Here is a 25,393-nt window from a genome sequence, read left to right as displayed (position 1 = left end):
AGCTACTAGGCTGAGCCACGATTTGCCGTCAAGCTCGGGAGCGAAGCGTTGGACAAGCAGCCTGGTGTGCAGTTCCTCGGCCCCGACCAGCGAAAGCTGGCCTGGGAGCAGTTGGGCGCCGAACAGTTCGACGTGGTGGTGATCGGCGGCGGTGTCGTCGGCGCGGGCACCGCCCTCGACGCGGCGACCCGAGGACTCAAGGTCGCGTTGGTGGAGGCGCGTGACTTCGCGTCCGGAACGTCGTCGCGGTCGTCGAAGATGTTCCACGGCGGACTGCGCTACCTCGAACAGCTCGAGTTCGGTCTGGTGGCGGAGGCGCTGCACGAGCGGGAACTGTCGATGTCGACGCTCGCGCCGCATCTGGTCAAGCCGCTCGAGTTCCTGTTCCCGCTGACGCACCGGGTGTGGGAACGGCCCTACATGGCAGCCGGTTTCATGCTGTACGACCGGATGGGTGGATCGAAATCCGTTCCCGCGCAGAAACATCTGACGAGGGCCGGCGCGCTGCGGATGTCGCCGGGATTGAAGCGGAACGCTCTCATCGGTGGAATCCGCTACTTCGACACCGTCGTCGACGACGCCAGGCACACGATGACCGTCGCCCGCACCGCCGCGCACTACGGCGCCGTGGTGCGCACGTCGACCCAGGTGGTGGGGTTCCTTCGGGAAGCGGACCGGGTGTCCGGTGTGCGTGTGCGCGATTCGGAGGACGGCAGCACGACCGAGGTGCGCGGACACGTCGTCATCAACGCCACCGGCGTGTGGACCGACGAGATCCAGGCACTGTCGCGTCAGCGGGGTCGGTTCCGGGTGCGTGCCAGCAAGGGCGTGCACATCGTCGTGCCGAGGGATCGCATCGTCAGCGACGCCGCGATCATCCTGCGCACCGAGAAGTCCGTGCTGTTCGTGATTCCGTGGGGTGGTCACTGGATCATCGGAACGACCGACACGGACTGGAACCTCGACCTGGCGCATCCGGCGGCGACGAAGGCCGACATCGACTACATCCTCGGGCACGTCAACAAGGTGCTCGTCACGCCGCTCACCCACGACGACATCGACGGCGTGTACGCCGGACTGCGGCCGCTGCTGGCGGGGGAGAGCGACGAGACGTCGAAGCTCTCGCGTGAGCATGCGGTGGCCCGCGTCGCGCCCGGTCTGGTCGCGATCGCAGGCGGCAAGTACACGACCTATCGGGTGATGGGCATGGACGCCGTGGATCTGGCGTCGGAGGACATTCCGGCACGGATCGCACCGTCGATCACCGAGCGTGTTCCCCTGGTCGGGGCCGACGGGTACTTCGCTCTCGTCAACCAGTCCGTGCACCTGGGGAGGCTGCACGGGTTGCACCCCTACCGCGTCAAGCACCTCCTCGATCGCTACGGCTCGCTCATCGACGAGGTCCTCGCACTGGCCGCGGAGACTCCCGAACTGCTCCAGCCGATCACCGACGCCCCGGACTATCTCCAGGTCGAGGCGGTGTACGCGGCCGCGGCCGAGGGTGCACTCCACCTCGAGGACATCCTCGCGCGGCGCACGCGCATCTCGATCGAGTACTCCCATCGCGGGGTGAACTGCGCCGAGCAGGTCGCCCGACTCGTCGCTCCCGTCCTCGGGTGGGACGAAGCCGGAATCGACCGGGAGGTCGCGACCTACCGCGCGCGTGTCGAGGCCGAGGTGATGTCGCAGGCGCAGCCGGACGATCCGGGCGCCGACGCGCTCAGGGCCGCGGCACCCGAGGCGCGAGCGGAGATCCTGGAACCGGTGCCGATCTCGCGTTAGTGGGTCAGGAACAGTTTGATCGCGACGATCACGACCGCGATCACTCCCAGCACCAGTGACCCGATCAGGGTCTGACCGGTCGGGCGTTCGCCGCGCAGGCGGGTGATGACATAGGTGATGCCCGCGATTCGGGTGACCACCCAGATCTCCGCGAGGATCAGGGCGGTACCCAGTTCGATCCAGCCGAGGCCGCCCATGCCCACGACAACCGTGGGGACGATGCCGGAGGTGAGGACCGGGACGGAGTCGCGCAGTTCCGCGATGCGTTCGGTGGTGGTGAGCTGCCTACCGCTGCGGGCACTGCGACCCACCGATTCCGCGAACGCGTGCGCCACGAACGTGGACAGCGAGGTGGCGATCACCACCAGACCCGCGCGGGTGATGCCGGTGCTGTGGTTCAGCGGTATCAGCGCGGTCAGGACCAGGATGTTGCCGTACACGTACGCGCTGATTCGGCTGGCGTAGTCCTCGACGGGTATCGGCGTTCGCGACATGAGCTACAGCGTCCCATGGACGTGCCTGTCACGCGGTTTCGAGTGATGGGAGTCCCGCGGTGAGTGTCCGGATGCAGCGCACCGCGATGTCCGCGGGCCTCGGAGCCCCGGCGGTGTCGTCGCCGGTCCCCGCCCACGTCTGGATTGCGAGCCGCATCGCCGTGTTGCCGGCGACCGCGGCGAGTCGGACGTCGACGGGATCGGCGTCGGGGCCCATCAGGAGCCCGAGGGTCGCGACGAGCTTCTCCTCGGTGTCGTTGACGACGCGGAACCACACCGACTCGAGGCCGGGATCGCCGGGGACGGCGCGCAGGAGGTCGCGGCTGAGCTGCAGGGCCCGGTAACCGGACGGCTCGGACGCGACGAGCGCTCGGCGTGCGGACGCCTCGAGCGCCGCCGCGACCGGGGTGCCGGGTTCGGTTCCGGCGAGGTCGACCAGCCAGTCGTCGATACCTGAGGTGATCAGCGGCGCGACGGCCTCCTCCTTGGTGCGGAAGTAGCGGTAGAACGTGCGCAGTCCGATCCCTGCTGCGCCGGCGATGTCCTCGGCAGTGACGGCGGCGGCGCCGCGCTCGGCGAAGAGTCGGGCGGCGGATCGGGCGATGTCGAGCTGGGTCTGTGCCTTCCGTCGTTCGGTCAGCGACACGAGGGGTTGCGCATTCGGGTCCGCCATGTGCACCATCATCACATGATGGCACGACGTGCCACCATGGCGTGAACTGTCAATGAGGAAAACGTCAGCTATCCGGTGAAACGAGAGGAAGTGCGGTTGATGAATCGCTTCGAGGGACGCAAGGTGCTTGTCACCGGTGCAGGATCGGGAATCGGGCAGGCCACCGTCGCCCGCATCCTCGAGGAGGGCGGAATCGTCGCTGCCGCGGATGTCAACGAGGCAGGCCTCGAGGTGACGAAGGCGCGTGCCGAGGAAGCGGGTACCGCGGGCCGGCTGAGCGTGACGACGGTCGACATCTCCAGCGAGGACTCGGTCCGCGAGAGCATCGGCGGCGTCATCGACAACCTCGGCGGGTTGCAGGTGCTGATCAATGCCGCGGGCATTCTGCGGTCCTCCCACACCGCCGACACGACGCTCGACTTCTGGAACACGGTCATCGGCGTCAACCTCACGGGAACCTTCCTCGTCACCCGTCAGGCACTGCCCGCGCTGCTCGACTCGGGCAAGGGTGTCGTCGTGAACTTCAGTTCGACGTCGGCGCATTTCGCGCATCCCTACATGGCTGCCTACGCGGCGTCGAAGGGTGGCATCCGGTCGTTCACCCACGCGATCGCCCTCGAGTACGCCAAGCAGGGCCTGCGGGCCGTCGCCGTCGAGCCGGGATCCATCGCGTCCGGCATGACCAGCAACCCCGGGTTCCCGACCGAAGGGGTCGACCCGTCCCTGATCGGGAAGCTGTACCCGTGGATCGGTGACGGCTTCGCGCCGCCGGAGGACGTCGCGGGCGTCATCGCGATGCTGGCGTCCGACGACGGAAAGTTCGTCACCGGCACCGAGATTCGGATCGACGGCGGAACCCACATGTGACGTGCTCGGCGGGCGGTCGGCAGCTACGACGCCGACCGCTCGCCGATTGCCCGGAGGGCGGCGATCCCGGCGCGGGCGAACGCGACGTCCTCGTCGGGGTCGGCGCCGCTGACGCCGATCGCACCGACGACGTCGACGCCGAGGCGGACCGGCACGCCACCGGCCAGGGTCGTCATCGGCTGCGGCGTTTGTGCGCCGATGAGGTCGAGCAGCTCCGGGTGGGCCGCGCGCAGTCCGGCGAGGTCGCCCGATGCCGCGCCCATGAGCGCTGCGGTCGCGGCCTTCGCCCGCGCCACTCCGGCGGTGAACCACGGTGCCCCGTCACCGCGAAGCACCAGTACGTCCTGTCCTCGATGATCGACGACAGCGATGCTGATTCGTTTGCCGTCGCGCTCGGCCGCTGTCAGTGCTGCCTCCGCTGCCGCGCGGGCCCGGGTGAGATCCATGTCGTTCTGCATTCGGCGACCGTACCCGGCAGCGTCCGTTCGGCAGGGTGGATGTGTTGGCGCCCTTGTCTTCACGGCCGCGTCGCCCGCCCGTCGTCGCGGTCGGATCACGCCGACCGGGCTCGGGTGGCCGGTCGCATCCGCTGCCCTAGACTCGGGAAACAATGAACACCGTTAGGCCCGACCTCGACCAACGCCGCAGGCAGCGGCGCACCCGGCTGCTCGAAGTCGGGATCGAACTGCTGGGCGCGGCGGAGAACCCCGCCGTCAGTGTCCGTGCGGCCTGCCGTGCTGCGGGGCTCACCGAACGCTACTTCTACGAGAGTTTCGCCGACCGCGACACCTACATTCGCGAGGTCTACGAAGAGGTGGGGGAACGCGCGCGTACCGCGCTCGTGGCTGCGGTCGAACAGGCCTCCAGCGGGACCGAGCTGGCCGAACTGGCGATCCGCGCGTTCGTCGCCCTCGTCCTCGACCACCCGGAGGCGGGTCGCGTGCTGCTGCTCGCGCCGCTTCGCGAGCCCACCCTCGGCGGCCGCGGACTGGCCCTGGCCCCGAATTTCGTTGCGCTGGTGCAGGCCCAGCTCGGTGCCGTCGACGACCCCGACGAACGAGCCCTGCGTGCACTCGGTCTCGTCGGCGCCCTGACCAGTCTGTTCATCGGCTACCTCGACGGCACGGTCACGGTTCCGCGCGAGCGGCTGATCAGGCACTGCCTCGACCTGATGGCGCGAACGGGACATCCCTGAGCTCCCCGAGCCCGCCGTTTCACAGCATTCCGAATTCGACATGCGCGTGGAGTGACATCGCCCGTCATACCTAGAGCTGCTAGGGTCCATGCCTAGATCATCTAGGCATGGAGGGGTCGTGCACATCGACAAGGATCTGGTTGCGGCGTCGGCGACACTGCTCGTCCTCGGCATCCTCGCCGAGGGCGAGTCGTACGGATACGCCGTCCTCAAACGGGTGCACGAACTGTCCGGCGGGCAGATCGAGTGGACCGACGGCATGCTCTATCCGCTGCTGCACCGTCTCGAGCGGTCGGGGTACGTGACGGCGTCGTGGGGCACCTCGGACGTCGGCCGTCGACGCAAGCACTACGCGATCACCGCTGCCGGCCGAAACGTGCTCGCCGAGCGGCGCAGTCAGTGGGACGTCGTCGCGCACGCGCTGAACGCGGTGTGGCAGAACGCGGGGTTGCCGCCGAGTCCTGCTCCCAGGTGGGCGTGATGACAGACACTGCGCTCGAATCGCAGATCGGCCGGTGGCGGGGGTACGTCGAGCGGCACCAGGTGATCTCGACTTCCGACGCAGACGAGATGGAAGACCATCTGCGGGGTCGGATCTCGGAACTCGTGGCATCCGGGCTGACCGACGACGAAGCCTTCCTCGTCGCGGTCAAGCGGATGGGGAGTGTGGACGCCATTTCCCGCGAGTTCGCCCGGGAGCATTCCGAACGACTCTGGAAGCAACTGGTGCTCGTTCCCGCCGAGCAGGGCGAGCGCACGCGGGCGCCGCGGCGTGAGCTCGTCGTTGTCCTCGCTCTCGCCGTGTGTGCCGGGGTGGTCCTCGAGGCGGCACTCCGGGCCGGGCTCGACGGCAGCCTCTTGGCACGCAACGCCGCGGCCCTCGTGTTGCCGTTCCTCACCGGCTACTTCGCGTGGAAGCGGCGTGTCACGTCCGAAGTCGCGGCGGTGCTGGTGGTTCCGTTCGTGGCGATCACATTGGCGCTCAACCTGTTTCCGTTCGCATCCGAGGGTGCCACGGAGATCGTCGCCGCGATACACGCGCCGATCGTGCTGTGGTTCGCCGTCGGCCTCGCATACGTGGGCGGGGATTGGCGGTCCCACCGCAGGCGGATGGACTTCATCCGGTTCACCGGCGAGTGGGTCGTGTACCTGACGCTGCTGGCGCTCGGTGGAGGCGTCCTCATCGGTCTCACCGTCGGGGCGTTCAACGCGCTCGGCACGGACATGGAGTGGGTGATCGAGGACTGGGTGTTGCCGTTCGGCGTGCCGGGCGCAGTGATCGTCGCCGCCTGGCTCGTCGAGGCGAAACAGGGGGTGGTGGAGAACATCGCGCCCGTCCTCACCCGGGTGTTCACCCCGATCACGATCGTGATGCTGCTGGTGCTGCTCGTGGCGTTCGCGCTGGACGGGAACCTCGTCGACGTCGACCGCACCCTGCTGATCCTGATGGATCTCATTCTCGTCGTGGTGCTGGGCCTGCTGCTGTACTCGATCTCGGCGCGGGACCCGCTCGATCCACCGGACCTGTTCGACCGCCTGCAACTGGTGCTCGTCGTCAGCGCCCTGGCGGTGGACCTGGTGATGCTGACGGCGATGCTCACCCGGATCGCGGAGTTCGGGGTGAGCCCGAACAAGGCGGTCGCTCTCGGCCTCAACCTCGTACTGTTCGCGAATCTGGCGTGGTCCGCGAGACTGCAGATCGGGTTCCTGCGCGGACGTCGCCGATTCGAGGCCGTGGAACTCTGGCAGACGCGGTACCTACCGGTGTTCGGTGCGTGGGCGGCGCTCGTCGTCGTGCTGGTACCACCGCTGTTCGATTTCGTGTGAGCCGGGAGCGGCTACCGGGGCGTTCCGGGGCCGGGAAGCGGCTGGCAGGACGGGCACCAGTAGATCGTGCGCTCGTGGTCGTTCTCGCCGAGATCGCCGTGCCGGACGAGTGTCCCGCAGCGCAGGCAAGGCTTCCCGCTGCGGCCGTACACCCACAGCTCCCGGCCGCGCCGCCGCTCGCCGGTGGTGACGCGGACCGGGCGGTCCCGATTCGCGACCAGCACGCGGTGTGCGAGCGTCACCCACGGCAGTGGGTCGCCTGCCGCCGCAACGGGAGTCGCAGGGTGTGTGCCACGCAGGAAGCACAGCTCGCTGCGGTAGACGTTGCCGATCCCCGCGAGTACTCGCTGGTCGAGGAGCGCGACCCCGACGGCGCGCGCCGGGTCGGAGGCCAGGTTCGCCGACGCGAGCTGCTCGTCCCAGTCCGCGCCGAGCAGATCGGGACCCAGGTGTCCGACTGCCTCCGATTCCTGTTCGCGCGGTATCACTTCCACGATGCCGAGCTGGAACCCGACCGCGAGGTGCGTCGCGGTGCCGAGCAGGATTCGCGCCTGCCACGAGGGCCGACGCCATCGCGCGCCCGCCGGGTAGACGTGCCAGGCGCCCTCCATCTTCAGGTGGGTGTGGACGCTGAGGTCGCCGACGCGGATCAGCAGGTGCTTGCCGCGACTGACCACCTCGTCGACGGGTCCCGGCGTGAGGTCAACCGTGGCGAACGCCGGCACTCGAATGTCGCAGAGCGTCAACGCCTTCCCTTCGAGAGCGGCGCGCAGACGGGTCGCGGCCTGCCACACGGTGTCACCCTCGGGCACGGTCACCGCCCCGCATAGGGCGTCCGCTTCCGCAGGCCGCGGGGCGTGGCCGAGAACCCGGCCTCGACCAGGGTGGGTGCCAACGGGCTGGAGTGGACGGACTCGCCGTCGACCTTCTCCACGACGATCTTCTCGACGCCGCCGCGGTCGACGAGTTCGCCGAGGGCGAGCGCCGCGGCGTGCCGATCGCCCGGGTCGGCGGTGAACGTCAGCAGGGTCTTCCCCCCTCGCTCGACATACAGCGCCAGGTCCCCGTCGACGAGGACGACCATGGCACCGGCCTTGCGGCCCGGCCGATGCCCCCCTTCGGTCGCAGGCCAGCCGAGGGCCGCGCCGTACGGGTTGGCGGGGTCGGTCGCCGCCAATGCCACGGCGGCGCGGGGCCGGTCCGGAGCGGGCGCGTCCGCGTAGCCGCGAAGACGGTCGACGACGTCCGACGTCGAGAACTGAGCGGCACCGAGACCGTCGACGAAATAGCCGCGTCTGCACCGGCCGCTCTCCTCGAACTCGCGCAGCACCTTGTACATCAACGCGAACCCACCGGGAACGTCCTCCGCGACAACGGAACCGCGGGTCACGACGCCGTGGCGGTCGAGCAGCAGGTCGGCCCGGCCGTGCGCGCGGATCGTCGGGTCCGGTTCCGGTTCGGGAAGCAGCGACCACCGGCCGCCCACGGTCGGTGGCCCGGTCCGGGACGGCATCGTGGGCCGCGGCAGGGCGCGATAGGCGCGGGTCCGCGGCGCGCGGCGCGGAGCGCGGTGGCTGGGCGTGGCGCGTGTGGTGCCCGACAGCAGCGCCCGCAGCGGGGCGAGCGAATCGTTGCCGACGTACCCGCCCCACACCAGTTGCCACAGCGCGTCGGTCAGTGCCGCATCGTCGGTGGCGCCGATCTGGTCGGACAGGTTCCGGAAGAAGAAGGCGCCACCGGGCGCGAGGGTGTCGAGGATCGCGCGGTGCATCTCGGTCAGCTCGATCTCCTGCGGCGGCGTCAGCGTCAGTGGCGCCGTGTCCGCGAGGTGCAGCCGCACCCACCCATCGCTCCCCGAGATGTGCCCCGCGCCCGACCACAACACCTCCCCGGTGGTGGTCAGTTCGTCGAGCATCGCGGGGGTGTAGTCGCGCACGCGGGACGGCAGGACGATCGACTCCCACGCCGACGCCGGAATCGGCGCCCCGGCAAGCTGGTCGACGACGGCGGCCACCCCGTCGACGCCGCGTAGACCCCCACCGACGTGCTGCCAGTCGGGCAGGAACCGGCCGAGCGCCTGCTGCTCCACCGGCTCGACGTCCCTGCGGGCGGCGGCGAGCGACCGGCGTCGCAGGCGACGCAGGACCTCGGTGTCGCACCACTCCGATCCGGTTGCGGCGGGACGGAACTCGCCCTCGACGACGCGCTTTTCCTGGGCCAGTCGCAGCAGGACGTCGCGGACCACCGAGACTCCGAGGCCGAATCGCGCGGCGGCGTCGGCGAGGGTGAACGGGCCGTGGGTGCGGGCGTACCGGCCGATCAGGTCGCCGAGCGGGTCGTCGACCGGTTCGACGAACGCGGCGGGCACGCCGATCGGCAACGGCACACCGAGCGCGTCCCGCATCCGCGGTGCGTCCTCGATCGCCACCCACCAGTTCGCGCCCGCGAAGGACACCGCCAGCGCGCGTTTGCGGGATTCGAGTTCGCCCAACCACGGCAGAGGATCCGCGGTCGCTCTGGCCGCGACCTCGGTCTCGGTGAGGGGGCCGAGGAGTCGCAACAGGTCCGCGACTCCCTCCGCGTCCCTGGCGTGGCGCTCGGGAACGAGGCGCTGCAGTTCGAGTTCGGTCTGCTCGATGACGTTGTCGTCGAGCAGTTCCCGCAACTCCACCCGGCCGAGCAGTTCCGCCAACAACGTCGAGTCCAGCGACAGGGCGGCCGCCCGACGTTCGGCGAGGGGACTGTCGCCCTCGTACATGAACGCGCCGACGTAGTCGAACAGCAGCGATGTCGCGAACGGTGACGGTGACGCCGTCTCCACCTCGACGATCCTGATCCGGCGGCGTCCGACGTCGGTGAGCAGTCGTGTCAGCGACGGCAGGTCGTACACATCCTGCAGGCACTCCCGCACGGTCTCGAGGAGGATCGGGAACGTCGGGTACTTGCGGGCGACGTCGAGGAGCTGAGCCGCGCGCTGGCGTTGCTGCCACAGCGGCGCGCGGCGGCCCGGGGTGCGCCGCGGCAGCAGCAGTGCGCGGGCCGCGCACTCGCGGAACCGGGACGCGAACAGGGCCGACCCGCCCACCTGCTCGGTGACGACGTCCTCGATCTCGTCGCGGTCGAACACGAACAACTCCGCGCCGGGCGGAGCGTCCTCGGTGTCGGGGAGTCGCACGATGATTCCGTCGTCCGATGCCGTTGGTGCGGAGTCGATTCCGAAGCGCTCCTGCAGTCGGGCGCCGATGGCCAGTGCCCACGGCGCGTGCACGGGCATCCCGTACGGCGAGTGCAGAACCAGGCGCCAGTCGCCGAGTTCATCCCGGAACCGTTCCAGGACCAGTGTTCGGTCGCTGGGGACCTGACCGGTCACCGCGGCCTGCTCGGAGACCAGCGCGAGGAGGTTGGTGACGGCGTTGTCGTCGAGACCCTGGGACGCGAGCCGTGCCCGAAGTTCCTCGGGCTCGCCGAGTGACGTCTCCCGCAGAAACTCGCCGAGTGCTGCGCCCAGCTCGGCGGGGCGGCCCAGACCGTCGCCGTGCCAGAACGGCAGGCGTCCGGGCATTCCGTAGGCGGGGGAGACGAGCACGCGGTCGTGGGTGATCTCCTCGATCCGCCAGCTCGTGGCGCCGAGGGCGAAGACGTCCCCGACGCGGGACTCGTAGACCATCTCCTCGTCGAGTTCGCCGACCCGGCTTTGCTTCTCGCCGACCATGTAGACGGTGAAGAGGCCGCGGTCGGGGATCGCGCCGCCAGACGTGACGGCGAGGCGTTGCGCGCCCGGCCTGCCCGTCAGGACGTCGGCGTCGCGGTCCCACACCAGACGCGGGCGCAGCTCGGCGAACTCGTCGGACGGGTAGCGGCCCGCGAGCAGGTCGAGGGTCGCGTCGAACGCGGACCGGGGCAGCGTCGCGAAGCTGCCGGTGCGCCGCACCGCGTCGAACCAGCTCGCCGCATCGATCGGGTCGAGCGCGCACGCCGCCACGGTGTGCTGGGCGAGGATGTCGAGCGGATTCGCGGGCACCGCGAGCGCTTCGATCCTCCCCGTCGTCATGCGCTCGACCGTGACGGCGCAGTGGATCAGGTCGGTGCGGTGTTTGGGGAACAGGACGCCGCGGGAGATCTCGCCGACCTGGTGTCCGGCGCGGCCGACGCGCTGCAGCCCGCTCGCCACCGACGGCGGCGCCTCCACCTGGATCACGAGATCGACCGCACCCATGTCGATGCCGAGCTCCAGGCTGGACGTGGCGACGACGCACCGCAGCCGCCCGGACTTGAGGTCGTCCTCGATCAGGGCGCGCTGATCCTTGCTGACCGAGCCGTGGTGGGCCCGGGCGAGCAGGGGATCGGCGCCGTGATTGACCTCCGATGTGGCACCGATCAGCGCCGGTGTCCTGTGGACGGTGGTCGCCGGGTCACCTCGGCGGGCCGCGCCGTCCTCACCGAGACGTTCCGCGTACACCTCGTTGAGGCGGGCGGTCAGCCGCTCCGCGAGCCGCCTCGAATTGGCGAACACGATCGACGACGAGTGCTCGAGCACCAGGTCCACGATCTGTTCCTCGACGTGCGGCCAGATCGAACCCTGCTGCGGGGCAGGCGAAGCGGACTCCTCATCCGGTGTGGTGACGCCGAGCTCCGTCATGTCCTCGACCGGGACGCGCACCGTCAGGTCGAACGTCTTGGGTGACGCGGGCGCCACGATGTGTACCGGTGCGGAGCCGGCCAGGAACCGCGCCACCTCCTCGTGCGGGCGCACGGTCGCCGACAATCCGATCCGTTGCGCGGGACGATCCAGCAGCATGTCCAGCCGCTCGAGCGAGAGTGCCAGGTGCGCACCACGTTTCGTCGCAGCCACCGCGTGCACCTCGTCCACGATCACGGTGTGCACCGAGGCGAGGGTTTCGCGCGCCGCCGAGGTGAGCATCAGGAACAGCGACTCCGGCGTCGTGATGAGGATGTCCGGGGGAGTGCGCAGCATGGTGCGACGGGCCGCGGGCGTGGTGTCGCCGGATCGCACGCCGACGGTGACCTCGGGAGGTGTCAGACCGAGCCGCTTCGCCGTCTGTGTGATGCCGACCAGTGGGGCGCGCAGGTTTCGTTCGACGTCGACGGCGAGGGCCTTGAGCGGCGACACGTACAGCACCGACGTGCCCGGCTTCCGGTCCGAGTCATGCGGGCGTGAGGCCAGCTGGTCCAGGGCCCACAGGAATGCCGACAGCGTCTTGCCGGACCCCGTCGGGGCGACCACGAGGGCGTGCGCGCCGTCGGCGATCGCTTCCCACGCGCCGAGCTGCGCGGACGTCGGGGCCGGGAAGGCGCCCTCGAACCACTCACGGGTGGCCGCGGAGAACCTGCCGAGCACCGAATCCATGGATCCATACTGCCCGCAGGGTCGGACATCGTCAGTACAGCGGACGGCACCACCGGCACGTGTGCCGGCGGTGCCGGAGGGAACCCCGGTCAGTGCCCGCAGGTCACGTGGAACCGTTCCCAGGCTCCGACCTGCGTCGCGTCGGAGTGGATCGCGTCGCTTACTCGGCCGCCACCGTCGACTGCGGTCAGATACCGGCCGTTGACCGTCGAGATCGAGTACCAGTCGCCACCGAGGGAGTGCAGCGTGAGCTTCTCCCAGCCGCGCAGCCACGTGGCATCCGAGTGCATCACGTCGGTGATGCGTCCGCCGCCGCCGACGGCGGTCAGATAGTTGCCGGTCATGGTCTGGACGCCGTATGCGATCTCCGGAGAGCCGTCGCGTGAGTCGACGAGCGTGAACTTCTCCCATCCACGGATCTGTGTCGCATCGGTGTGGAGGACGTCGGTCGTGCGTCCGCCGCCGCCGACGGCCGTCAGGTAGTTCCCGTTCACCGTCTGGAAGGCGCAGCCGGAGACGGGACCGTTGTAGGCGCTCGCCGACGCGGCGCCGAAGAGTCCACCGGCCATGACGGCGGCCGCCGCGAGTCCGGCGGTGATGAAACGTTTGGTACGACTGGACATGATGGTCACCTCAGGGGTCGGTTCGGATGTTGACCCCAGCCTCACCCGGGACGGCCGTGGGAAACACCGACCCTTGGGTGCAAACGGACACCACCCGGTGTCAGTGGGTGCCGCGACCGAACCGGTCCAGCAGCGCCGACCGGATCTGCGGTCGGGACGCCGCGACCAGCGTCAGCGTCGCCTCCCGCATGAGACGTTCGGCGGTCGCTCCGGCGATGGATGCTGCGCTGCCCGTCGCCGTGACCAGTGCGGCGGCGGTGCGTACGGCTAGTTCCGACGCCGCCGCGCGCGCCGTGCTCAGGTCGCCGGTGCCCGCGAACGCCCCGTCCAGGCTCGCGCGGACCTCCTCGGCGTCAGAGGCGAACCGGCGGACGTCCACTCCCCGTTCGGCGAGTTCGGTGCGGGCCCGCCGCGCGACCCCCGTCGCCATGCAGCCGTTGAGCCACGACCCGAACAGCTGTCCGGCGGCGAACACGGCCGGGTCGACGACGCCGACCACCTGCTCGTCCGGCACCGCGAGCCCGTCGATCCGCAACCGCACGGTGTTGCTGCCGCGGGCGGCGATGAGCGGCAGATGTTCGACGGTGATGCCCTCGGTGGCCACGGCGTCGACGAGGACGTGGACGATCGAGTCGTCGAACTCGTCCCGCGCAGACAGTTGCAGCACGTCGACGATGCCCCAGCCGGTGACGAACGGGGCCACTCCGTCGAGGATGTAGCCGTCGCCGTCGACCCGACGCGCGTACAGCAGCGGTGGTTGCGGGATCGCACCCGCGAACGCGACACCGCCGCGCACCGACCCGGAGACCAGACCGTCCCAGAACCGTTCGCGCAGCGCGGTGTTGGGGCTGGCCGCGAGCGCCGCGACGACCCCGTGATGCTGCATCCAGGTGAACGTCGTCGCGAGGCACCCGCCGCACAGCGTCTCGACGACCGCGACGAGGTCGCCGATGTCGATGGTCGGGCCACCGAGTTCGGGGCGTACGGCGAGACCGTAGAACCCCGCGTCGGCGAGTGCGTAGAAGTGGCTCGACGGGATCTCCCCGTCGGCGTCCACGCTGTCGGCGACCGGGAACAGCACGTCCTCGGCGATGTCGTGAGCGAGCTCCGGCCAGTGCGTCACGGCGCCAGCGTATTGCCCGCGGGTCCCGTCTGCCCGGAGGCGGACCGACGGGACCCATCAGTTTTTACATGCCGAGTGTCTACATGCCGGCCGGTGGGTGGCCCAGGGAGAAGGCCGCGCCGAACGGATCGGTGACCGTCGCGAGCGTCCCGTACGGGGTGTCCTCGGTGGGCATCAGGACCGTGCCGCCGAGCGATTCGACCTGCGCGACGGTGGCGGCGACATCGTCGGATGTGACATACGCCTGCCAGAACGACGGCACCTCGGGAGGGCTGAGCTTCGAGGTGTCCATGATTCCCGAGTACGACGAATCGCCGACGAAGACCTGGCTGTAGGCATCCGGTCCGGGCGAGTCGTCCCCGCCCGTACCGATCTCCTCGAGCCGGGCGCCGATCACCTTCGGGTAGAAGTCGATCGACTTCGCATAGTCCTTGCTGTGGCACTCGAACCAGTACGGCGTCCCGTGCTCGCCCCACTGGCTGAACCCCTGATGCCGGTCGGGCTGCCAGAACCCGATCACCGCCCCCGCGGGATCGGTCACCACAGCCATGGTTCCCTCGTCGCCGACCGCCATCGGAGGAACCATCACCGAACCTCCCGCGGCTTCGGCCGCCTCCAAAGTCGCCGCCGCGTCGTCGGTGCGCAGGTACACCGACCAGATGTTCGGCGGGCCGCCGGCCTCCTCCATCCACGGTGCCAGGCCCGCCACGCGCCGCCCGTTCTTCGTGAAGTTCTGGTAGCCGCCGAACTCCTCGCGTGGTGCCTCGACCTCCCAGCCGAAGATCGCGCGATAGAACTCCGCGGCCTTCGCGGGGTCGCTGCTCATCAGATCGAACCAGACTGGGGCACCAGCAGGTGCCGAGTACTCGGACATGATCGAACCCTTCTCGGACGCAACGTTCTCGGATGCAGGTACTGACCGCTGTCGCGTCCGATTCTCATCGGCGCGCCGGTGGATCGCCACCTGTCGGCGGAATCGTCCGCCGCTCCGCGTCCCGCGGATCGAGCGTGACGAGCGAGGCGCACCACCCTGCGCGAGCCCGGCCGGTGCGTCACGGGCTCACGGGCCGTCTCCGGAACCGCCGAGAAGCGCGCGCAGGTTTCGGGTGATCACCGAGGTCGAGATCGTCGGGTCGATGGCCCGCTGGATGCCGAGTCCGACTCCGAAGCTCAGTGCGCTGGTGGTCGCGTCCTCCACGGACATCGGCAGGGTGACCTCGCCGGACGCCACGAGCGCGCCGAGGACGGCCCGCACGATGTTGTGTGTCGAGGACAGGTTCGTTGCCAGCGCCGTCCGCAGTTCGGGGTCGTGACGGGTGGCTGCGATGAACTCGAACTCGAGCATCGTCCATTCGACGTCGCCGAGGGTGCGCTGCGCCCAGTCCTCGAATGCGATCAGCCGGTCCTCGAGCGGCACCGGCCTCGCCATCACCTCGGCGATCTCGCTGCCCTTGGTCGCGTGGATCAGCTGGAGGACCTCCAGGCAGAGCTCCTTCTTGTTGCGGAAGTTCGAGTACACGGCACCCTTCGAGTAGCCGGCCTCCTCCGCGACCTTCTCGAGGGAGGTGACGCCGTAGCCATGGGCGAGGAACAGGTCGCGGGCGGTCGCTATCAGGTGGGCCCGCGTCTGGGCCTGGCTTTCCGACCTGGTCATCCGGGCCATCGACACTCCGTTCGCAAGAAACTCTCCATTTGGCATACCGATGGTATTCGAATACTGCTAGTTTCTGAATATGACTTCGAGTGACAGACACCTTCGTCGGGGACTGGTCATCGGCTGCGGCGGCACTCTCGGTGCGGCGTGGACGGTCGCGGCACTGGCCGCCGTCCGCGACGCCCTCGATTGGGACCCGCGTGAGGCGGACGTCCTCGTCGGGACGTCGGCGGGCGCGGAACTCGTCACGATGCTCGGCAGCGGTGTCGGCGTGGACGAGCTGGTGGCGATGCAGCTGGGCGAGCAGGTCGCTCACCCGGCGCTGCGCACACACCTGGCCGACGCACCCGGCCGGCTCCCGCCCCTGCCGCGTCTCGGGTTCGGGTCGCGGCGACTGGTCCGGAACCGCGGCGTCGGTACCGTCACCGCACTGAGCGGGCTGCTCCCGCCCGGCGGCGGGGACGCCGCATGGCTCGATCGGCTCGCATCCCGGATGGCGCCGGATCGTGCGTGGGTGGCGCACCCCGCGACCTGGCTCGTCTCGATGGATTACGACACCGGCGAACGCGTCGCGTTCGGATCTCCGGGTGCTCCGGACGCGACGCTCTCGCAGGCGCTTCGCGCGTCGTGGGCGATCCCCGGCTGGTTCCCGCCGGTGCGGATCGGTGGCCGTCGATTCGTCGACGGCGGTGCCGCGTCGACCGCTTCCGCGGACCTCGTCGCGCCGCTCGAACTCGACGAACTCGTCGTTCTCGCGCCGATGGCATCCGCCGGCCGGGTGCCTGGGCGCGGCGCCGCTCGACTCGAACGTCTGATCCTGCGCGGATGGATGAGTGCGGGTCTCGATGCCGAACTGGACGTCGTGCGCGCCGCGGGAACCCGGGTGATCCGCCTCGACGCGACTGCCGAGGACCTCGCCGTGATGGGACCGAACTTCATGGACGACCGCAGACGGCTCGCGACGCTGGAGTCGTCGCTGCGGACCACCCGGGCCGCCGTGGCCAGCCAGATCGAGAACGGAGTGACGCGATGACCCGGCCGGAACACGTCGAGTTCGCCATCATCGGAGCCGGAATCTCCGGAATCGGTGCGGCGATCACCCTGCGACGCATGGGCATCACCGACTTCGTCGTCCTGGAGAAGGGCGACGCACTGGGCGGCACGTGGCGCGACAACAGTTACCCCGGATGTGCGTGCGACGTCCCGTCCGGGCTCTACTCGTACTCGTTCGCCCCCAATCCGGAGTGGACCAGGTTGTTCGCCGGGCAAGGGGAGATCCTCGACTACGTCGACCGGATTGCCGCCGAACACGGCGTCGGGGAGCACGTCCGCTTCGGCACCGAGATGACCCGTGCGCAGTGGGACGAGACCCGCCACCGGTGGGTCGTCGACACGAACCACGGAACCTTCACGGCCGGTTCGGTGATCGCGGCCGCCGGGCCGTGGAGCGAACCGCTGGTGCCCGACATCCCGGGACTCGACACCTTCGACGGCGAGGCCTTCCACTCGTCCCGGTGGAACCACGACCTCGACCTGACCGGGAAGCGGGTCGCGGTGGTCGGAACCGGTGCGTCCGCGGTGCAGTTCGTGCCCGCGATCGCGCCCGACGTCGAGCAACTGCACCTGTACCAGCGCACCGCCCAGTGGGTACTGCCCAAGCCCGACCACTACGTGCCGAAGGTCGAACGGTGGGTCATGCGGCGCGTTCCCGGTGCGCAGCGGGCCTTGCGGTCGATCGAGTACACCATCATGGAGGCGCTCGGCGTCGGCTTCCGCAACCCGTGGATCCTGCGGATCGTGCAGCAGATCGGCCGAGCCCAACTACGAGCGCAGGTGCCCGATCCCGAACTGCGACAGGCACTCACACCGGACTACACCCTCGGCTGCAAGCGGCTGTTGCTGTCCAACACCTACTATCCGGCGCTGACGCGGCCGAACGTCGAGGTGCACGCGAATGCCGTCGCATCCGTGCGCGGCAACACCGTCATCGGGACCGACGGCGCCGAACGCGAGGTCGACGTCATCATCTTCGGCACCGGCTTCCACATCCTCGACATGCCCATCGGCAGCAAGGTCTTCGACGGTGCCGGCCGCAGCCTCGACGACCACTGGAAGGGCAGTCCACAGGCCTACCTCGGGACCACGGTCGCGGGATTCCCCAACGCCTTCGTCCTCCTCGGTCCCGCGCTCGGTACCGGACACACCTCGGCATTCACCATCCTCGAAGCGCAACTGGAGTACATGGCGTCGGCGATCGTCGCGGCCCGCGCCGGAGGGTGGACACGGATGGAGACCCGCGCCGACGTGCAGGCCGCCTTCAACGCCGACGTGCAGCAGGCGCTGGCGACCACCGTCTACAACGCGGGCGGCTGCCAGAGCTACTTCCTCGACGTCAACGGCCGCAACAGCTTCAACTGGCCGTGGTCGACGGGCCGAATGGTGCAGCGACTGAACGAATTCGATCAACGAGCATACGAGGTGTCGACACGATGAAGTACCCGGAGATCTCCCTCGGCGGCGCGGTCGTCCTCGTCACCGGCGCGGGACGCGGCATCGGACGGGCCACCGCGCAGGCGATGGCGGCGGGCGGAGCGCGCGTCGCGGTGGCCGATCTGGACCGCGCCGCAGCGGACGCCGCGGCCGCCGAGATCGGTTCGGCGGCGCGGGCCTACACCCTCGACGTGCGTACCCGGGCGTCGTGGGACGCGTGTGTCGCCGCGGTCGTCGCGGACCTCGGGCCGATCGACGTCCTGGTCGGCAACGCGGGTGTGATGCCGGTGGCGCCGTTCCTCGACGAACCGGACGAGATCGGCGAGGCAACCCTCGACGTGAACGTGTGGGGCCTGATCCACGGCATGCGGGCGGTGGCGCCCGCGATGATCGAGCGGGGTAGCGGGCACATCGTCAACGTCGCGTCCCTCGCCGGGAAGATCGCGATCCCCGGGCTGGCCGTCTACAACGCCAGCAAGTTCGCGGCCGTCGGACTGTCGGCGGCGGCGCGACTGGAGTTCGCCGAGCACGGCGTGAGCGTGTCGACGGTGCTGCCCAGCGCGGTGCGCACCACCCTGACGTCGGGCCTGCCGCTCGGCAAGGGGCTGCCCACGGTCGACCCCGAGGACATCGCGGCCGCCGTCGTCCGGACCTGCCGCACCCGGCGGGCCGAGACGCCCGTGCCCGGGTACCTGGCGGTCCTCGACCTCGGGCTCGCCGCGGCGCCGGAGTCGCTGATCCGGCTCGTGCGGCGCGTCGTCGGCGGCGACCGGGCCGTCACCTCCGTCGACTCTGCGGCGCGCGCGGACTACGACGAGCGCGTCCGCCGGCTGTGACCGGTGTCGATCACCGACCTGCCTCGTTCGCGAGGACCTCGGCGAGGGCGCGGAAGGTCGCATCGGCCGGATGCACGTCGGGAACGTTCGACTCGTTCATGTACACGACGATGCTCGCGCCCGTGCCGGGGTCGTGGAACGTCGCGGCGGTGAACCCGACGCCCTCGCCGTTGTGGCCCCACCAGCCGCCGGTCTCGCCCATGCCGACCGCGTACAGGTCGTACGGCGGTCGCGGGATCGGGTGTCCGACCTGACGCAGCTCCTGCGTCTCGGGCTTCAGCAGCGCACCGGTGCCGAGGGTGTGCGCCCAGACCCGGCCGTCGTCGAGGGTCGAGAACAGCGCTCCCGCGGCACCCAGGATCGAAGGGTTCTCGTCCTGGCCCTCCGGGATCCCGTCGGTCACGATGTAGCCGACGGGATGGGGTGCGGCCCAGTCGTCGACGTCGGTCAGATAGGCGGTGCCGGACTGTCCGAGCGGCCCGAGGATGCGCTCGTCGAGCGCTTCGGCGTAGGACTGACCGGTGACCTTTTCGATCACGGCGCCGAGCAGGTTCGTGTTGGCGTTCGTGTACTCGTGGTCGCTGCCGGGGGCGAACTGCGCCGGCTGGTCGATCACGAAGCTGTTGAGTTCGTCGAGGGTGTAGATCTTCGTCGGGTCCGCGCTGAAGTCGTCGATGAAGGCCTGGCCCACGTAGTCGGCGTTGCCGCTCGACATGTTCGCCAGCTCGAGGAGGGTGATCTCGTCACCGTCGGTGACCCCGTCGACGTACCGGTCGATGGTGTCGTCGAGGCTCAGCTTGCCCTCGTCGGCGAGCTGGAGCACGAGGGTGACTGTGTACGACTTGGTGACGCTCCGGATGGGCCAGGTCATGTCTGTGGTGACGGGGACGTTGCCGTCGACGTCGGCGAGGCCGACCGCCGTCGTCCACGAGCCCTGCCCGGGAACCCAGACGCCCGCGGCAGCGCCGGGCACGTCGTACTCCGTCATGACCAGCTCGACCGCGTTCCGAAGCCGGTCCTGGAGTTCGGCGGGTAACTCGCCCTCGGGTGCGGCCGGTCGGGTCGCCGATGGAGCGGTGTCGGCGTCGTCACTCGGTGCGGCGGTGCATCCGCCGACCAGAAGGCCGAGGGCGGCGATCGCGCCGACCGCGAGACGTCGGGATGGTCGCACGGCATCGTGGGTCGTCATCGTTCGCCTCACCGAGAACGGGCCGAGCCACGCCGACTCGCGCCTCGGCTCTCATGCTGGGCGACGCGGGCGCGCGCCGCAATCCGACAACGCCTACCCGAAGTGCACTCCCTGCGCGAGGGGGAGCTGGTCGGAGTAGTTGACGGTGTTGGTCGCGCGGCGCATGTACGCCTTCCACGAGTCGGAGCCGGACTCGCGGCCACCACCGGTCTCCTTCTCGCCGCCGAACGCGCCGCCGATCTCGGCGCCCGACGTGCCGATGTTGACGTTCGCGATGCCGCAGTCCGACCCGTCGGAGGCGAGGAAGCGTTCCGCCTCACGCTGATCGAGGGTGAAGATCGAGGACGCCAGACCTTGCGGGACGGTGTTGTGCAGCGCGATCGCCTCGTCGAACCCGTCGTACGTCAGCACGTACAGGATCGGTGCGAACGTCTCCTCCAGGACGACGGCGGTCTGCTCGGGCATCCGCACCAGCGCGGGTGACGCATAGACACCGTCGCGGTCCACCCGCTCGCCGCCGCACACCACCGTGCCCCCGGCGTCGCGTGCCCGACTCAGCGCGGCCGTCATTGCCTCCCATGATCGTTCGCGGATCAGCGGGCCGACGAGTACGCCCTCCTCGAACGGATCACCGATCCGGAGCTGTCGGTACGCGTCCGCGACCCGCTCGACGACGGTGTCCACGACCGACGAGTGCACGATCAGCCGACGCAATGTCGTGCAGCGCTGCCCCGCGGTGCCCGCGGCGGCGAACACGATCCCGCGGACGGCGAGGTCCAGATCCGCGGACGGCGCGACGACCGCGGCGTTGTTGCCACCCAACTCCAGCAGACACCGTCCGAACCGGGCCGCCACCCGGGGCCCGACCTCGCGACCCATCCGCACCGACCCCGTCGCGCTGACCAGGGCGACCCGCGGGTCGTCGACGAGCTGTTCACCGACCGATCCGCTCCCGAGCAGGACGGAGTGAATGCCGTCCGGTGCACCGATTTCCGTCGCCGCCTGCTGCAGCAGCGCATCGCACGCGAGGGCCGTCAACGGTGTCAGCTCGGACGGCTTCCACACCACGGGATCGCCGCACACCAGGGCGATCGCCGTGTTCCACGCCCAGACCGCGACGGGAAAGTTGAACGCGGAGATCACCCCGACCACGCCGAGCGGATGCCAGGTCTCCATCAGCCGGTGGCCGGGACGCTCCGACGGCATGGTCCGACCGTAGAGCTGCCGCGACAACCCGACCGCGAACTCGCAGACGTCGATCATCTCCTGCACTTCGCCGAGGGCCTCCGACGGGATCTTCCCGGCCTCGATCGTGACGAGGTCGGCGACCGCGTGCTTGTGCTCGGTGAGCAGCTCGCCGAGGCGACGCACCAGTGCCCCACGAGCAGGCGCGGGCACGACCCGCCACTGCGAGAACGCCTGCTGCGCATGCTCGATCGCCGCCGACACGTCGTCCGGTGTGCTCTCGCGCAACGTCAACAGCACGGTGCCGTCCACCGGAGAGAGGGCGGGCAGGTCGTCGCCGGACGGGACGGCGACACCGCACGCGCGCAGGGCGTCGGTGGCGCGGTCGCGCAGGTCGAGGGGTGCGGTCTCGGTCATCGCGGTGCCTCCGTCGGTCTCGCGGTTCGGAACGTGTCGGGTTCGAGTACGTACTGGGCTAGCCTGCCCCCATGTCGGAGCCATTGGACGAGATCGACACGCTGCTCGTGCGCGAACTGGTCGAGGACGGCCGCGCCACGCTGTCCGCGCTCGCGCAGAAGGCGGGGTTGTCGGTGTCCGCGGTCCAGACTCGGGTGCGGCGCCTCGAATCCAGGGGAGTGATCCGCGGGTACGGTGCCCGCGTCGACCCCGCCGCGCTCGGTGACGAACTGTCGGCGTTCGTGGCGATCACTCCCTTCGATCCGTCGGGCCCGGACGACGCTCCGGCGCGGCTGGCGGACATTCCCGAGATCCATGCGTGTCACTCCGTTGCAGGCGAGGACAGCTACGTGTTGCTGGTGCGGGTGGCGTCCCCCCGGGAGCTCGAGCACCTGTTGCAGCGCATTCGGACCGCCGCGAACGTCCGAACCCGCAGCACCATCATTCTGCAAACATTTTACGATCGAACGTAGCCCGAACCGGAATTGTTACACCAACTCAGTGCATTTCCGTAAGTTTTGCGCCTAGCCTGGCGGTATGAGCGGCGCGATCGATCAGCGACCCGGCCCCGGGCGTATCGGGCCCGGCGATGTTCTCCGCGTGCTCGGCGAGCACCTCCTGGTCGACGGATTCGACCTCGTCCTCGACCTGAAACGGTCGCGGGGCCGCACCCTCGTCGACGAACGCGACGGCACCGAATACCTCGACATGTTCGGGTTCTTCGCCTCCTCCGCGCTCGGGATGAACCACCCCGACCTCGCGGACGATCCCGCGTTCCTGCTCGAGCTCGCCGAGGCGGCCGTCAACAAACCCAGCAACTCCGACGTCTACACCACCGAGATGGCACGGTTCGTCGACACCTTCGAACGGGTCCTCGGCGACCCCCGACTACCGCACCTGTTCCTCGTCGACGGTGGCGCTCTCGCCGTCGAGAACGCACTGAAGGTCGCGTTCGACTGGAAGAGTCGCCGCAACGAGGCCGCCGGCCGCGACGCCGCGCTCGGCACCAAGGTCCTGCACCTGCGGCACGCCTTCCACGGTCGCAGCGGCTACACCCTGTCCCTGACCAACACCGACCCGATCAAGGTCGCCCGCTTCCCGCGGTTCGACTGGCCGCGGATCGACGCTCCCGCAGTCGAGACCGGCGTCGACATCACCGCCGCCGAGGAACTAGCTTTGAGCCAGGCGCGCCGGGCCTTCGCCGACCATCCCCACGACATCGCCTGTTTCGTCGCCGAGCCGATCCAGGGCGAGGGCGGCGACCGGCACCTGCGTCCGGAGTTCCTGCAGGCGATGGCCCGGCTCTGCATCGAACACGATGCCCTGTTCGTCCTCGACGAGGTGCAGACCGGGGTCGGGCTCACCGGAACCGCCTGGGCCTACCGGCAACTCGGCCTCGAACCGGACATCGTCGCGTTCGGGAAGAAGACCCAGGTGTGCGGGATCATGGCCGGCGGACGCGTCGACGAGGAGCCGCACAACGTCTTCCACGTGAGCTCCCGAATCAACTCCACCTGGGGCGGCAACCTCGCCGACATGGTCAGGGCAAGACGTGTTCTCGAGGTCGTGGAACGGGACCGGCTGATCGACCGGGCACGGCTGCTCGGCTCGCACCTGCTCACCGAGCTGGGCGCACTCGCCGCGCGTCGTCCCGGTGTCGTGACCGACGCGCGGGGACGCGGACTCATGTGCGCGGTCACCCTCGACACCGCGACCCGACGGGACGCGGCCGTCACCGCACTGCGCGAGCGCGAACACGTGCTCCTGCTCGGCACGGGTGAGCGGGGGATCCGGTTCCGGCCACCGCTGACGGTCACGACCACCGAACTGTCCGACGCCGTTGCTGCGCTCGACCGGGTTCTCGACTGATCGACACAGGTCGACAGGGCAAAACCCGAACCTGTCGTACCCCCCTGTCATTCTGAGCGGCTCCGGAAGTGGAGCGGCGGATCTCGCATACGGCGTTGATCGACAACGTCCGATCGTGGACACCGCCCCGAACGCTCCGAAGGACCACCACGTGACCCACCCGTTCGAACCGCCCGCGCACGTCGACCGCGACCTGACCCGAGCCACCTGGATGATCGGCGTTGCCTCAGCGCTGGTGCTCGGCATGACGATCGGAGTGGCCGTCGGTGACGCCGCAGGTCCGGCAGTATGCGGCCCGCGTGAGGGCGCCGTCGCGACACCGACGGGCCAGTGACGGATCGCGTGGTTTACCGTGCAGGCATGAGCATCCTGCGGCCTGTCGGTTCCCTCATCCCCGTCTCCTCCGTGCCGAACCTGCGTGACGCAGGCGGCTACCCCGCCGGTGCCGGAGCGACGGTGCGCCGGGGAGTGCTCTACCGGTCCACCGATCTCGGTGCCGTCACCGACACCGACGCGGTCGCACTCGACGACCTCGGCATCACCACGGTGTTCGACCTGCGCACCGTTGCGGAACGGGAGGTGCGGCCCGACCGCATCCCGACCGGCGCGAAGGAGGTGTCCCTCGACGTCCTCGCGGACCGTGATCCCTCGGCGGCGCCCGCGATGATGCTCAAGCTCCTCGAGGACCCGAAGCTCGCCGAGGAGGCGCTCGGCGGCTCGGAGGCCAGCGAGCACCTGCTGAGCAGCTACCGCGAGTTCGTGTCGCTGCCGTCCGCGGTCGCGGCCTACCGGTCCCTCTACACGGACCTCGCCCGCGGGGCCGATGCGCCGGCACTGATCCACTGCACCACGGGCAAGGACCGCACCGGCTGGGGCGTCGCCGCGCTGCTGCTGCTCCTCGGAGTCGACGAGGAAACGGTGTTCACCGAATACCTGCTCACCAACGAGCACCTGCTGCCTGCGCTCGCGCCGGTGTTCGACCGCTTCCGTGACGCGGGCGGCAACCCGGACATTCTGCTGCCGATTCTCGGTGTGCGTCGGGAGTACCTGGCGACGGCGATCGACGAGATGAGCACGACGTTCGGCGACATCGAGAGCTACTTCACGCGGGGACTCGGACTCGAAGCAGAGGACGTGAACGCGCTGCGGGAGCGTCTGCTCAGCCGCGACTGACCGTCAGCCCGAGTCCCGCCGCACCGAAGCGCTGCACCGATTCCACGGCGGCGTCGAGTGCGTCGTCGTGGCCGGGGCGCGCCCGTCCGGTCAGGGACGCGGCGTCCCCGTGCAGGGTCAGGCCGACCTCGGCGAGCAACTCGCCGGTGGTCGGCTCGCACACGGCCCACGAGTAGTGCTCGTCGGACGCCCACTGCGCGGCGCGCGTCGCAACGTGCTCGGGGTCGGTGATGCCGCAGTCGGCAAGCGCGGGCCGGTCGTCGACGCGTTCGTCGGACCGCAACGCGCGCAGATACCAGGATCCGGCGTTGATTTCGATCGGTTCCATGAGATTCCTCAGGTGCCTGGCGCACGTGCGCGAGTCCGGTAGCCGGAGCCACCGAACTCGCGCACGTGCCCGGAGGGCCTACTTCAGTTCGGCGAGGACGGTGCCCTGCGTGATCGCGGCACCCGGCTCGACAGCCAACCCCGTCACGACACCGGCCTTGTGCGCGGTGACCGGGTTCTCCATCTTCATCGCCTCGAGGACCACGATCAGATCGCCCTCGGCGACCTCCTGACCCTCCTCGACAGCAACCTTGACGACGGT

General features: G+C 69.6%; 25 protein-coding genes. 12 read left to right on the top strand and 13 right to left on the bottom strand.

Annotated elements, in window-relative coordinates; all coding sequences use genetic code 11:
- Nucleotides 1-48 precede the first annotated feature (48 nt).
- Nucleotides 49-1,782, top strand: coding sequence for a glycerol-3-phosphate dehydrogenase/oxidase (locus FFS72_RS22740; RefSeq protein ID WP_137876070.1), 1,734 nt, complete (start codon nt 49-51; stop codon nt 1,780-1,782).
- On the opposite strand, the gene FFS72_RS22735 is transcribed toward FFS72_RS22740, so the two are convergent.
- Nucleotides 1,779-2,276, bottom strand: a complete 498-nt coding sequence (locus FFS72_RS22735) for a hypothetical protein (protein ID WP_137876069.1) — start codon at nt 2,274-2,276, stop codon at nt 1,779-1,781. The genes FFS72_RS22740 and FFS72_RS22735 overlap by 4 nt on opposite strands.
- A gap of 28 nt (nt 2,277-2,304) precedes the next feature.
- A complete protein-coding gene (locus tag FFS72_RS22730) occupies nt 2,305-2,949 on the bottom strand; it encodes a TetR family transcriptional regulator (RefSeq protein WP_171018792.1) in 645 nt (214 codons plus the stop codon).
- Nucleotides 2,950-3,048: 99 nt separating this feature from the next.
- On the opposite strand from FFS72_RS22730, the gene FFS72_RS22725 reads away from it, so the two are divergent.
- Nucleotides 3,049-3,816, top strand: a complete 768-nt coding sequence (locus FFS72_RS22725; RefSeq protein WP_137876068.1) for an SDR family NAD(P)-dependent oxidoreductase — start codon at nt 3,049-3,051, stop codon at nt 3,814-3,816.
- Nucleotides 3,817-3,839: 23 nt separating this feature from the next.
- Here the strand turns inward: FFS72_RS22725 and FFS72_RS22720 are convergent, their stop codons facing one another.
- Entirely contained in the window at nt 3,840-4,274 is a 435-nt protein-coding gene (locus FFS72_RS22720; protein ID WP_137876067.1) for a GlcG/HbpS family heme-binding protein, read from the bottom strand.
- A 152-nt stretch (nt 4,275-4,426) separates the two neighbouring features.
- Here FFS72_RS22720 and FFS72_RS22715 point away from each other — a divergent pair, with 152 nt between their 5' ends.
- The 3 genes from FFS72_RS22715 (at nt 4,427) to FFS72_RS22705 (ending at nt 6,838) form a co-directional block, all read left to right on the top strand.
- A complete protein-coding gene (locus FFS72_RS22715; RefSeq protein ID WP_137876066.1) occupies nt 4,427-5,011 on the top strand; it encodes a TetR/AcrR family transcriptional regulator in 585 nt (194 codons plus the stop codon).
- 118 nt (nt 5,012-5,129) lie between these two features.
- Complete coding sequence (locus FFS72_RS22710) at nt 5,130-5,492, top strand: PadR family transcriptional regulator (protein ID WP_137876065.1); 363 nt, start codon at nt 5,130-5,132, stop codon at nt 5,490-5,492.
- The gene (locus FFS72_RS22705) at nt 5,489-6,838 is read left to right on the top strand and encodes a permease prefix domain 1-containing protein (protein ID WP_137876064.1); all 1,350 of its coding nucleotides are present in this window, start codon (nt 5,489-5,491) and stop codon (nt 6,836-6,838) included. Before FFS72_RS22710 ends, FFS72_RS22705 begins: the two co-directional genes overlap by 4 nt.
- Nucleotides 6,839-6,849: 11 nt before the next feature.
- On the opposite strand, the gene FFS72_RS22700 is transcribed toward FFS72_RS22705, so the two are convergent.
- The 6 genes from FFS72_RS22700 to FFS72_RS22675 form a co-directional block, all read right to left on the bottom strand.
- Entirely contained in the window at nt 6,850-7,650 is an 801-nt protein-coding gene (locus tag FFS72_RS22700) for a DNA-formamidopyrimidine glycosylase family protein (protein WP_137876089.1), read from the bottom strand.
- Nucleotides 7,651-7,652: 2 nt separating this feature from the next.
- The gene (locus tag FFS72_RS22695) at nt 7,653-12,206 is read right to left on the bottom strand and encodes an ATP-dependent helicase (RefSeq protein WP_137876063.1); all 4,554 of its coding nucleotides are present in this window, start codon (nt 12,204-12,206) and stop codon (nt 7,653-7,655) included.
- Nucleotides 12,207-12,295: 89 nt separating this feature from the next.
- Nucleotides 12,296-12,829 carry a fascin domain-containing protein gene (locus tag FFS72_RS22690; RefSeq protein WP_212744385.1) on the bottom strand — a complete coding sequence of 178 codons (534 nt, stop codon included), beginning with the start codon at nt 12,827-12,829 and terminating at the stop codon, nt 12,296-12,298.
- A gap of 100 nt (nt 12,830-12,929) precedes the next feature.
- Nucleotides 12,930-13,952: an acyl-CoA dehydrogenase family protein gene (locus FFS72_RS22685; protein WP_137876062.1), complete on the bottom strand. Its 1,023-nt coding sequence runs from the start codon at nt 13,950-13,952 to the stop codon at nt 12,930-12,932.
- Nucleotides 13,953-14,031: 79 nt separating this feature from the next.
- Nucleotides 14,032-14,826, bottom strand: coding sequence for a VOC family protein (locus FFS72_RS22680; protein ID WP_137876061.1), 795 nt, complete (start codon nt 14,824-14,826; stop codon nt 14,032-14,034).
- A 186-nt stretch (nt 14,827-15,012) separates the two neighbouring features.
- Nucleotides 15,013-15,615, bottom strand: coding sequence for a TetR/AcrR family transcriptional regulator (locus tag FFS72_RS22675; RefSeq protein ID WP_137876060.1), 603 nt, complete (start codon nt 15,613-15,615; stop codon nt 15,013-15,015).
- 70 nt (nt 15,616-15,685) lie between these two features.
- Between FFS72_RS22675 and FFS72_RS22670 the strand changes: the two genes are divergently transcribed.
- From FFS72_RS22670 to FFS72_RS22660, 3 genes are read left to right on the top strand one after another with little or no spacing between them, the layout of a single operon-like run.
- Nucleotides 15,686-16,639, top strand: a complete 954-nt coding sequence (locus FFS72_RS22670) for a patatin-like phospholipase family protein (protein ID WP_137876059.1) — start codon at nt 15,686-15,688, stop codon at nt 16,637-16,639.
- Nucleotides 16,636-18,099 (top strand): flavin-containing monooxygenase, encoded by a 1,464-nt coding sequence (locus tag FFS72_RS22665; RefSeq protein ID WP_137876058.1) that lies wholly within the window; start codon nt 16,636-16,638, stop codon nt 18,097-18,099. Before FFS72_RS22670 ends, FFS72_RS22665 begins: the two co-directional genes overlap by 4 nt.
- Nucleotides 18,096-18,932 (top strand): SDR family oxidoreductase, encoded by an 837-nt coding sequence (locus FFS72_RS22660; protein ID WP_137876057.1) that lies wholly within the window; start codon nt 18,096-18,098, stop codon nt 18,930-18,932. The genes FFS72_RS22665 and FFS72_RS22660 overlap by 4 nt, the downstream gene beginning before the upstream one ends.
- A 10-nt stretch (nt 18,933-18,942) precedes the next feature.
- Here the strand turns inward: FFS72_RS22660 and FFS72_RS22655 are convergent, their stop codons facing one another.
- Nucleotides 18,943-20,121: a serine hydrolase domain-containing protein gene (locus tag FFS72_RS22655; protein WP_137876056.1), complete on the bottom strand. Its 1,179-nt coding sequence runs from the start codon at nt 20,119-20,121 to the stop codon at nt 18,943-18,945.
- A gap of 93 nt (nt 20,122-20,214) precedes the next feature.
- Complete coding sequence (amaB, locus tag FFS72_RS22650; protein WP_137876055.1) at nt 20,215-21,723, bottom strand: L-piperidine-6-carboxylate dehydrogenase; 1,509 nt, start codon at nt 21,721-21,723, stop codon at nt 20,215-20,217.
- 71 nt (nt 21,724-21,794) lie between these two features.
- Here amaB and FFS72_RS22645 point away from each other — a divergent pair, with 71 nt between their 5' ends.
- From FFS72_RS22645 to FFS72_RS22630, 4 genes are all read left to right on the top strand, one after another.
- Nucleotides 21,795-22,235, top strand: coding sequence for an Lrp/AsnC family transcriptional regulator (locus FFS72_RS22645; RefSeq protein ID WP_137876054.1), 441 nt, complete (start codon nt 21,795-21,797; stop codon nt 22,233-22,235).
- Between the two features lie 64 nt (nt 22,236-22,299).
- On the top strand, nt 22,300-23,631 hold the full coding sequence (gene lat, locus FFS72_RS22640; RefSeq protein WP_137876053.1) for an L-lysine 6-transaminase: 1,332 nt from the start codon (nt 22,300-22,302) through the stop codon (nt 23,629-23,631).
- Nucleotides 23,632-23,746: 115 nt separating this feature from the next.
- On the top strand, nt 23,747-23,965 hold the full coding sequence (locus FFS72_RS22635) for a hypothetical protein (RefSeq protein ID WP_137876052.1): 219 nt from the start codon (nt 23,747-23,749) through the stop codon (nt 23,963-23,965).
- Nucleotides 23,966-23,991: 26 nt separating this feature from the next.
- Nucleotides 23,992-24,804 (top strand): tyrosine-protein phosphatase, encoded by an 813-nt coding sequence (locus tag FFS72_RS22630; protein WP_137876051.1) that lies wholly within the window; start codon nt 23,992-23,994, stop codon nt 24,802-24,804.
- Here FFS72_RS22630 and FFS72_RS22625 read toward each other — a convergent pair.
- Entirely contained in the window at nt 24,791-25,132 is a 342-nt protein-coding gene (locus FFS72_RS22625) for a hypothetical protein (protein WP_137876050.1), read from the bottom strand. The genes FFS72_RS22630 and FFS72_RS22625 overlap by 14 nt on opposite strands.
- A gap of 78 nt (nt 25,133-25,210) precedes the next feature.
- Nucleotides 25,211-25,393, bottom strand: a 183-nt coding sequence (locus FFS72_RS22620) for a biotin/lipoyl-containing protein (protein ID WP_137876049.1), incomplete at its 5' end; no start/stop codon positions are given.

This window comes from Rhodococcus sp. Q (assembly GCF_005503035.1).
Lineage (GTDB): Bacteria > Actinomycetota > Actinomycetes > Mycobacteriales > Mycobacteriaceae > Rhodococcus_G.
The sequence above is the reverse complement of the archived record's forward strand: the minus strand, read 5'-3'. Positions and strand labels throughout refer to the sequence as shown.

Excerpts from the sequence above, each read along its gene's own strand:
- FFS72_RS22735 (WP_137876069.1), bottom strand. The coding sequence starts at position 2,276 with ATGTCGCGAACGCCGATACCCGTCGAGGACTACGCCAGCCGAATCAGC.
- FFS72_RS22730 (WP_171018792.1), bottom strand. The coding sequence starts at position 2,949 with ATGGCGGACCCGAATGCGCAACCCCTCGTGTCGCTGACCGAACGACGG.
- FFS72_RS22725 (WP_137876068.1), top strand. The coding sequence starts at position 3,049 with ATGAATCGCTTCGAGGGACGCAAGGTGCTTGTCACCGGTGCAGGATCG.
- FFS72_RS22720 (WP_137876067.1), bottom strand. The coding sequence starts at position 4,274 with ATGCAGAACGACATGGATCTCACCCGGGCCCGCGCGGCAGCGGAGGCA.
- FFS72_RS22715 (WP_137876066.1), top strand. The coding sequence starts at position 4,427 with ATGAACACCGTTAGGCCCGACCTCGACCAACGCCGCAGGCAGCGGCGC.
- FFS72_RS22695 (WP_137876063.1), bottom strand. The coding sequence starts at position 12,206 with ATGGATTCGGTGCTCGGCAGGTTCTCCGCGGCCACCCGTGAGTGGTTC.
- FFS72_RS22690 (WP_212744385.1), bottom strand. The coding sequence starts at position 12,829 with ATGTCCAGTCGTACCAAACGTTTCATCACCGCCGGACTCGCGGCGGCC.
- FFS72_RS22680 (WP_137876061.1), bottom strand. The coding sequence starts at position 14,826 with ATGTCCGAGTACTCGGCACCTGCTGGTGCCCCAGTCTGGTTCGATCTG.
- FFS72_RS22675 (WP_137876060.1), bottom strand. The coding sequence starts at position 15,615 with ATGGCCCGGATGACCAGGTCGGAAAGCCAGGCCCAGACGCGGGCCCAC.
- FFS72_RS22670 (WP_137876059.1), top strand. The coding sequence starts at position 15,686 with ATGACTTCGAGTGACAGACACCTTCGTCGGGGACTGGTCATCGGCTGC.
- FFS72_RS22665 (WP_137876058.1), top strand. The coding sequence starts at position 16,636 with ATGACCCGGCCGGAACACGTCGAGTTCGCCATCATCGGAGCCGGAATC.
- FFS72_RS22660 (WP_137876057.1), top strand. The coding sequence starts at position 18,096 with ATGAAGTACCCGGAGATCTCCCTCGGCGGCGCGGTCGTCCTCGTCACC.
- FFS72_RS22655 (WP_137876056.1), bottom strand. The coding sequence starts at position 20,121 with ATGACGACCCACGATGCCGTGCGACCATCCCGACGTCTCGCGGTCGGC.
- amaB (WP_137876055.1), bottom strand. The coding sequence starts at position 21,723 with ATGACCGAGACCGCACCCCTCGACCTGCGCGACCGCGCCACCGACGCC.
- FFS72_RS22645 (WP_137876054.1), top strand. The coding sequence starts at position 21,795 with ATGTCGGAGCCATTGGACGAGATCGACACGCTGCTCGTGCGCGAACTG.
- lat (WP_137876053.1), top strand. The coding sequence starts at position 22,300 with ATGAGCGGCGCGATCGATCAGCGACCCGGCCCCGGGCGTATCGGGCCC.
- FFS72_RS22630 (WP_137876051.1), top strand. The coding sequence starts at position 23,992 with ATGAGCATCCTGCGGCCTGTCGGTTCCCTCATCCCCGTCTCCTCCGTG.
- FFS72_RS22625 (WP_137876050.1), bottom strand. The coding sequence starts at position 25,132 with ATGGAACCGATCGAAATCAACGCCGGATCCTGGTATCTGCGCGCGTTG.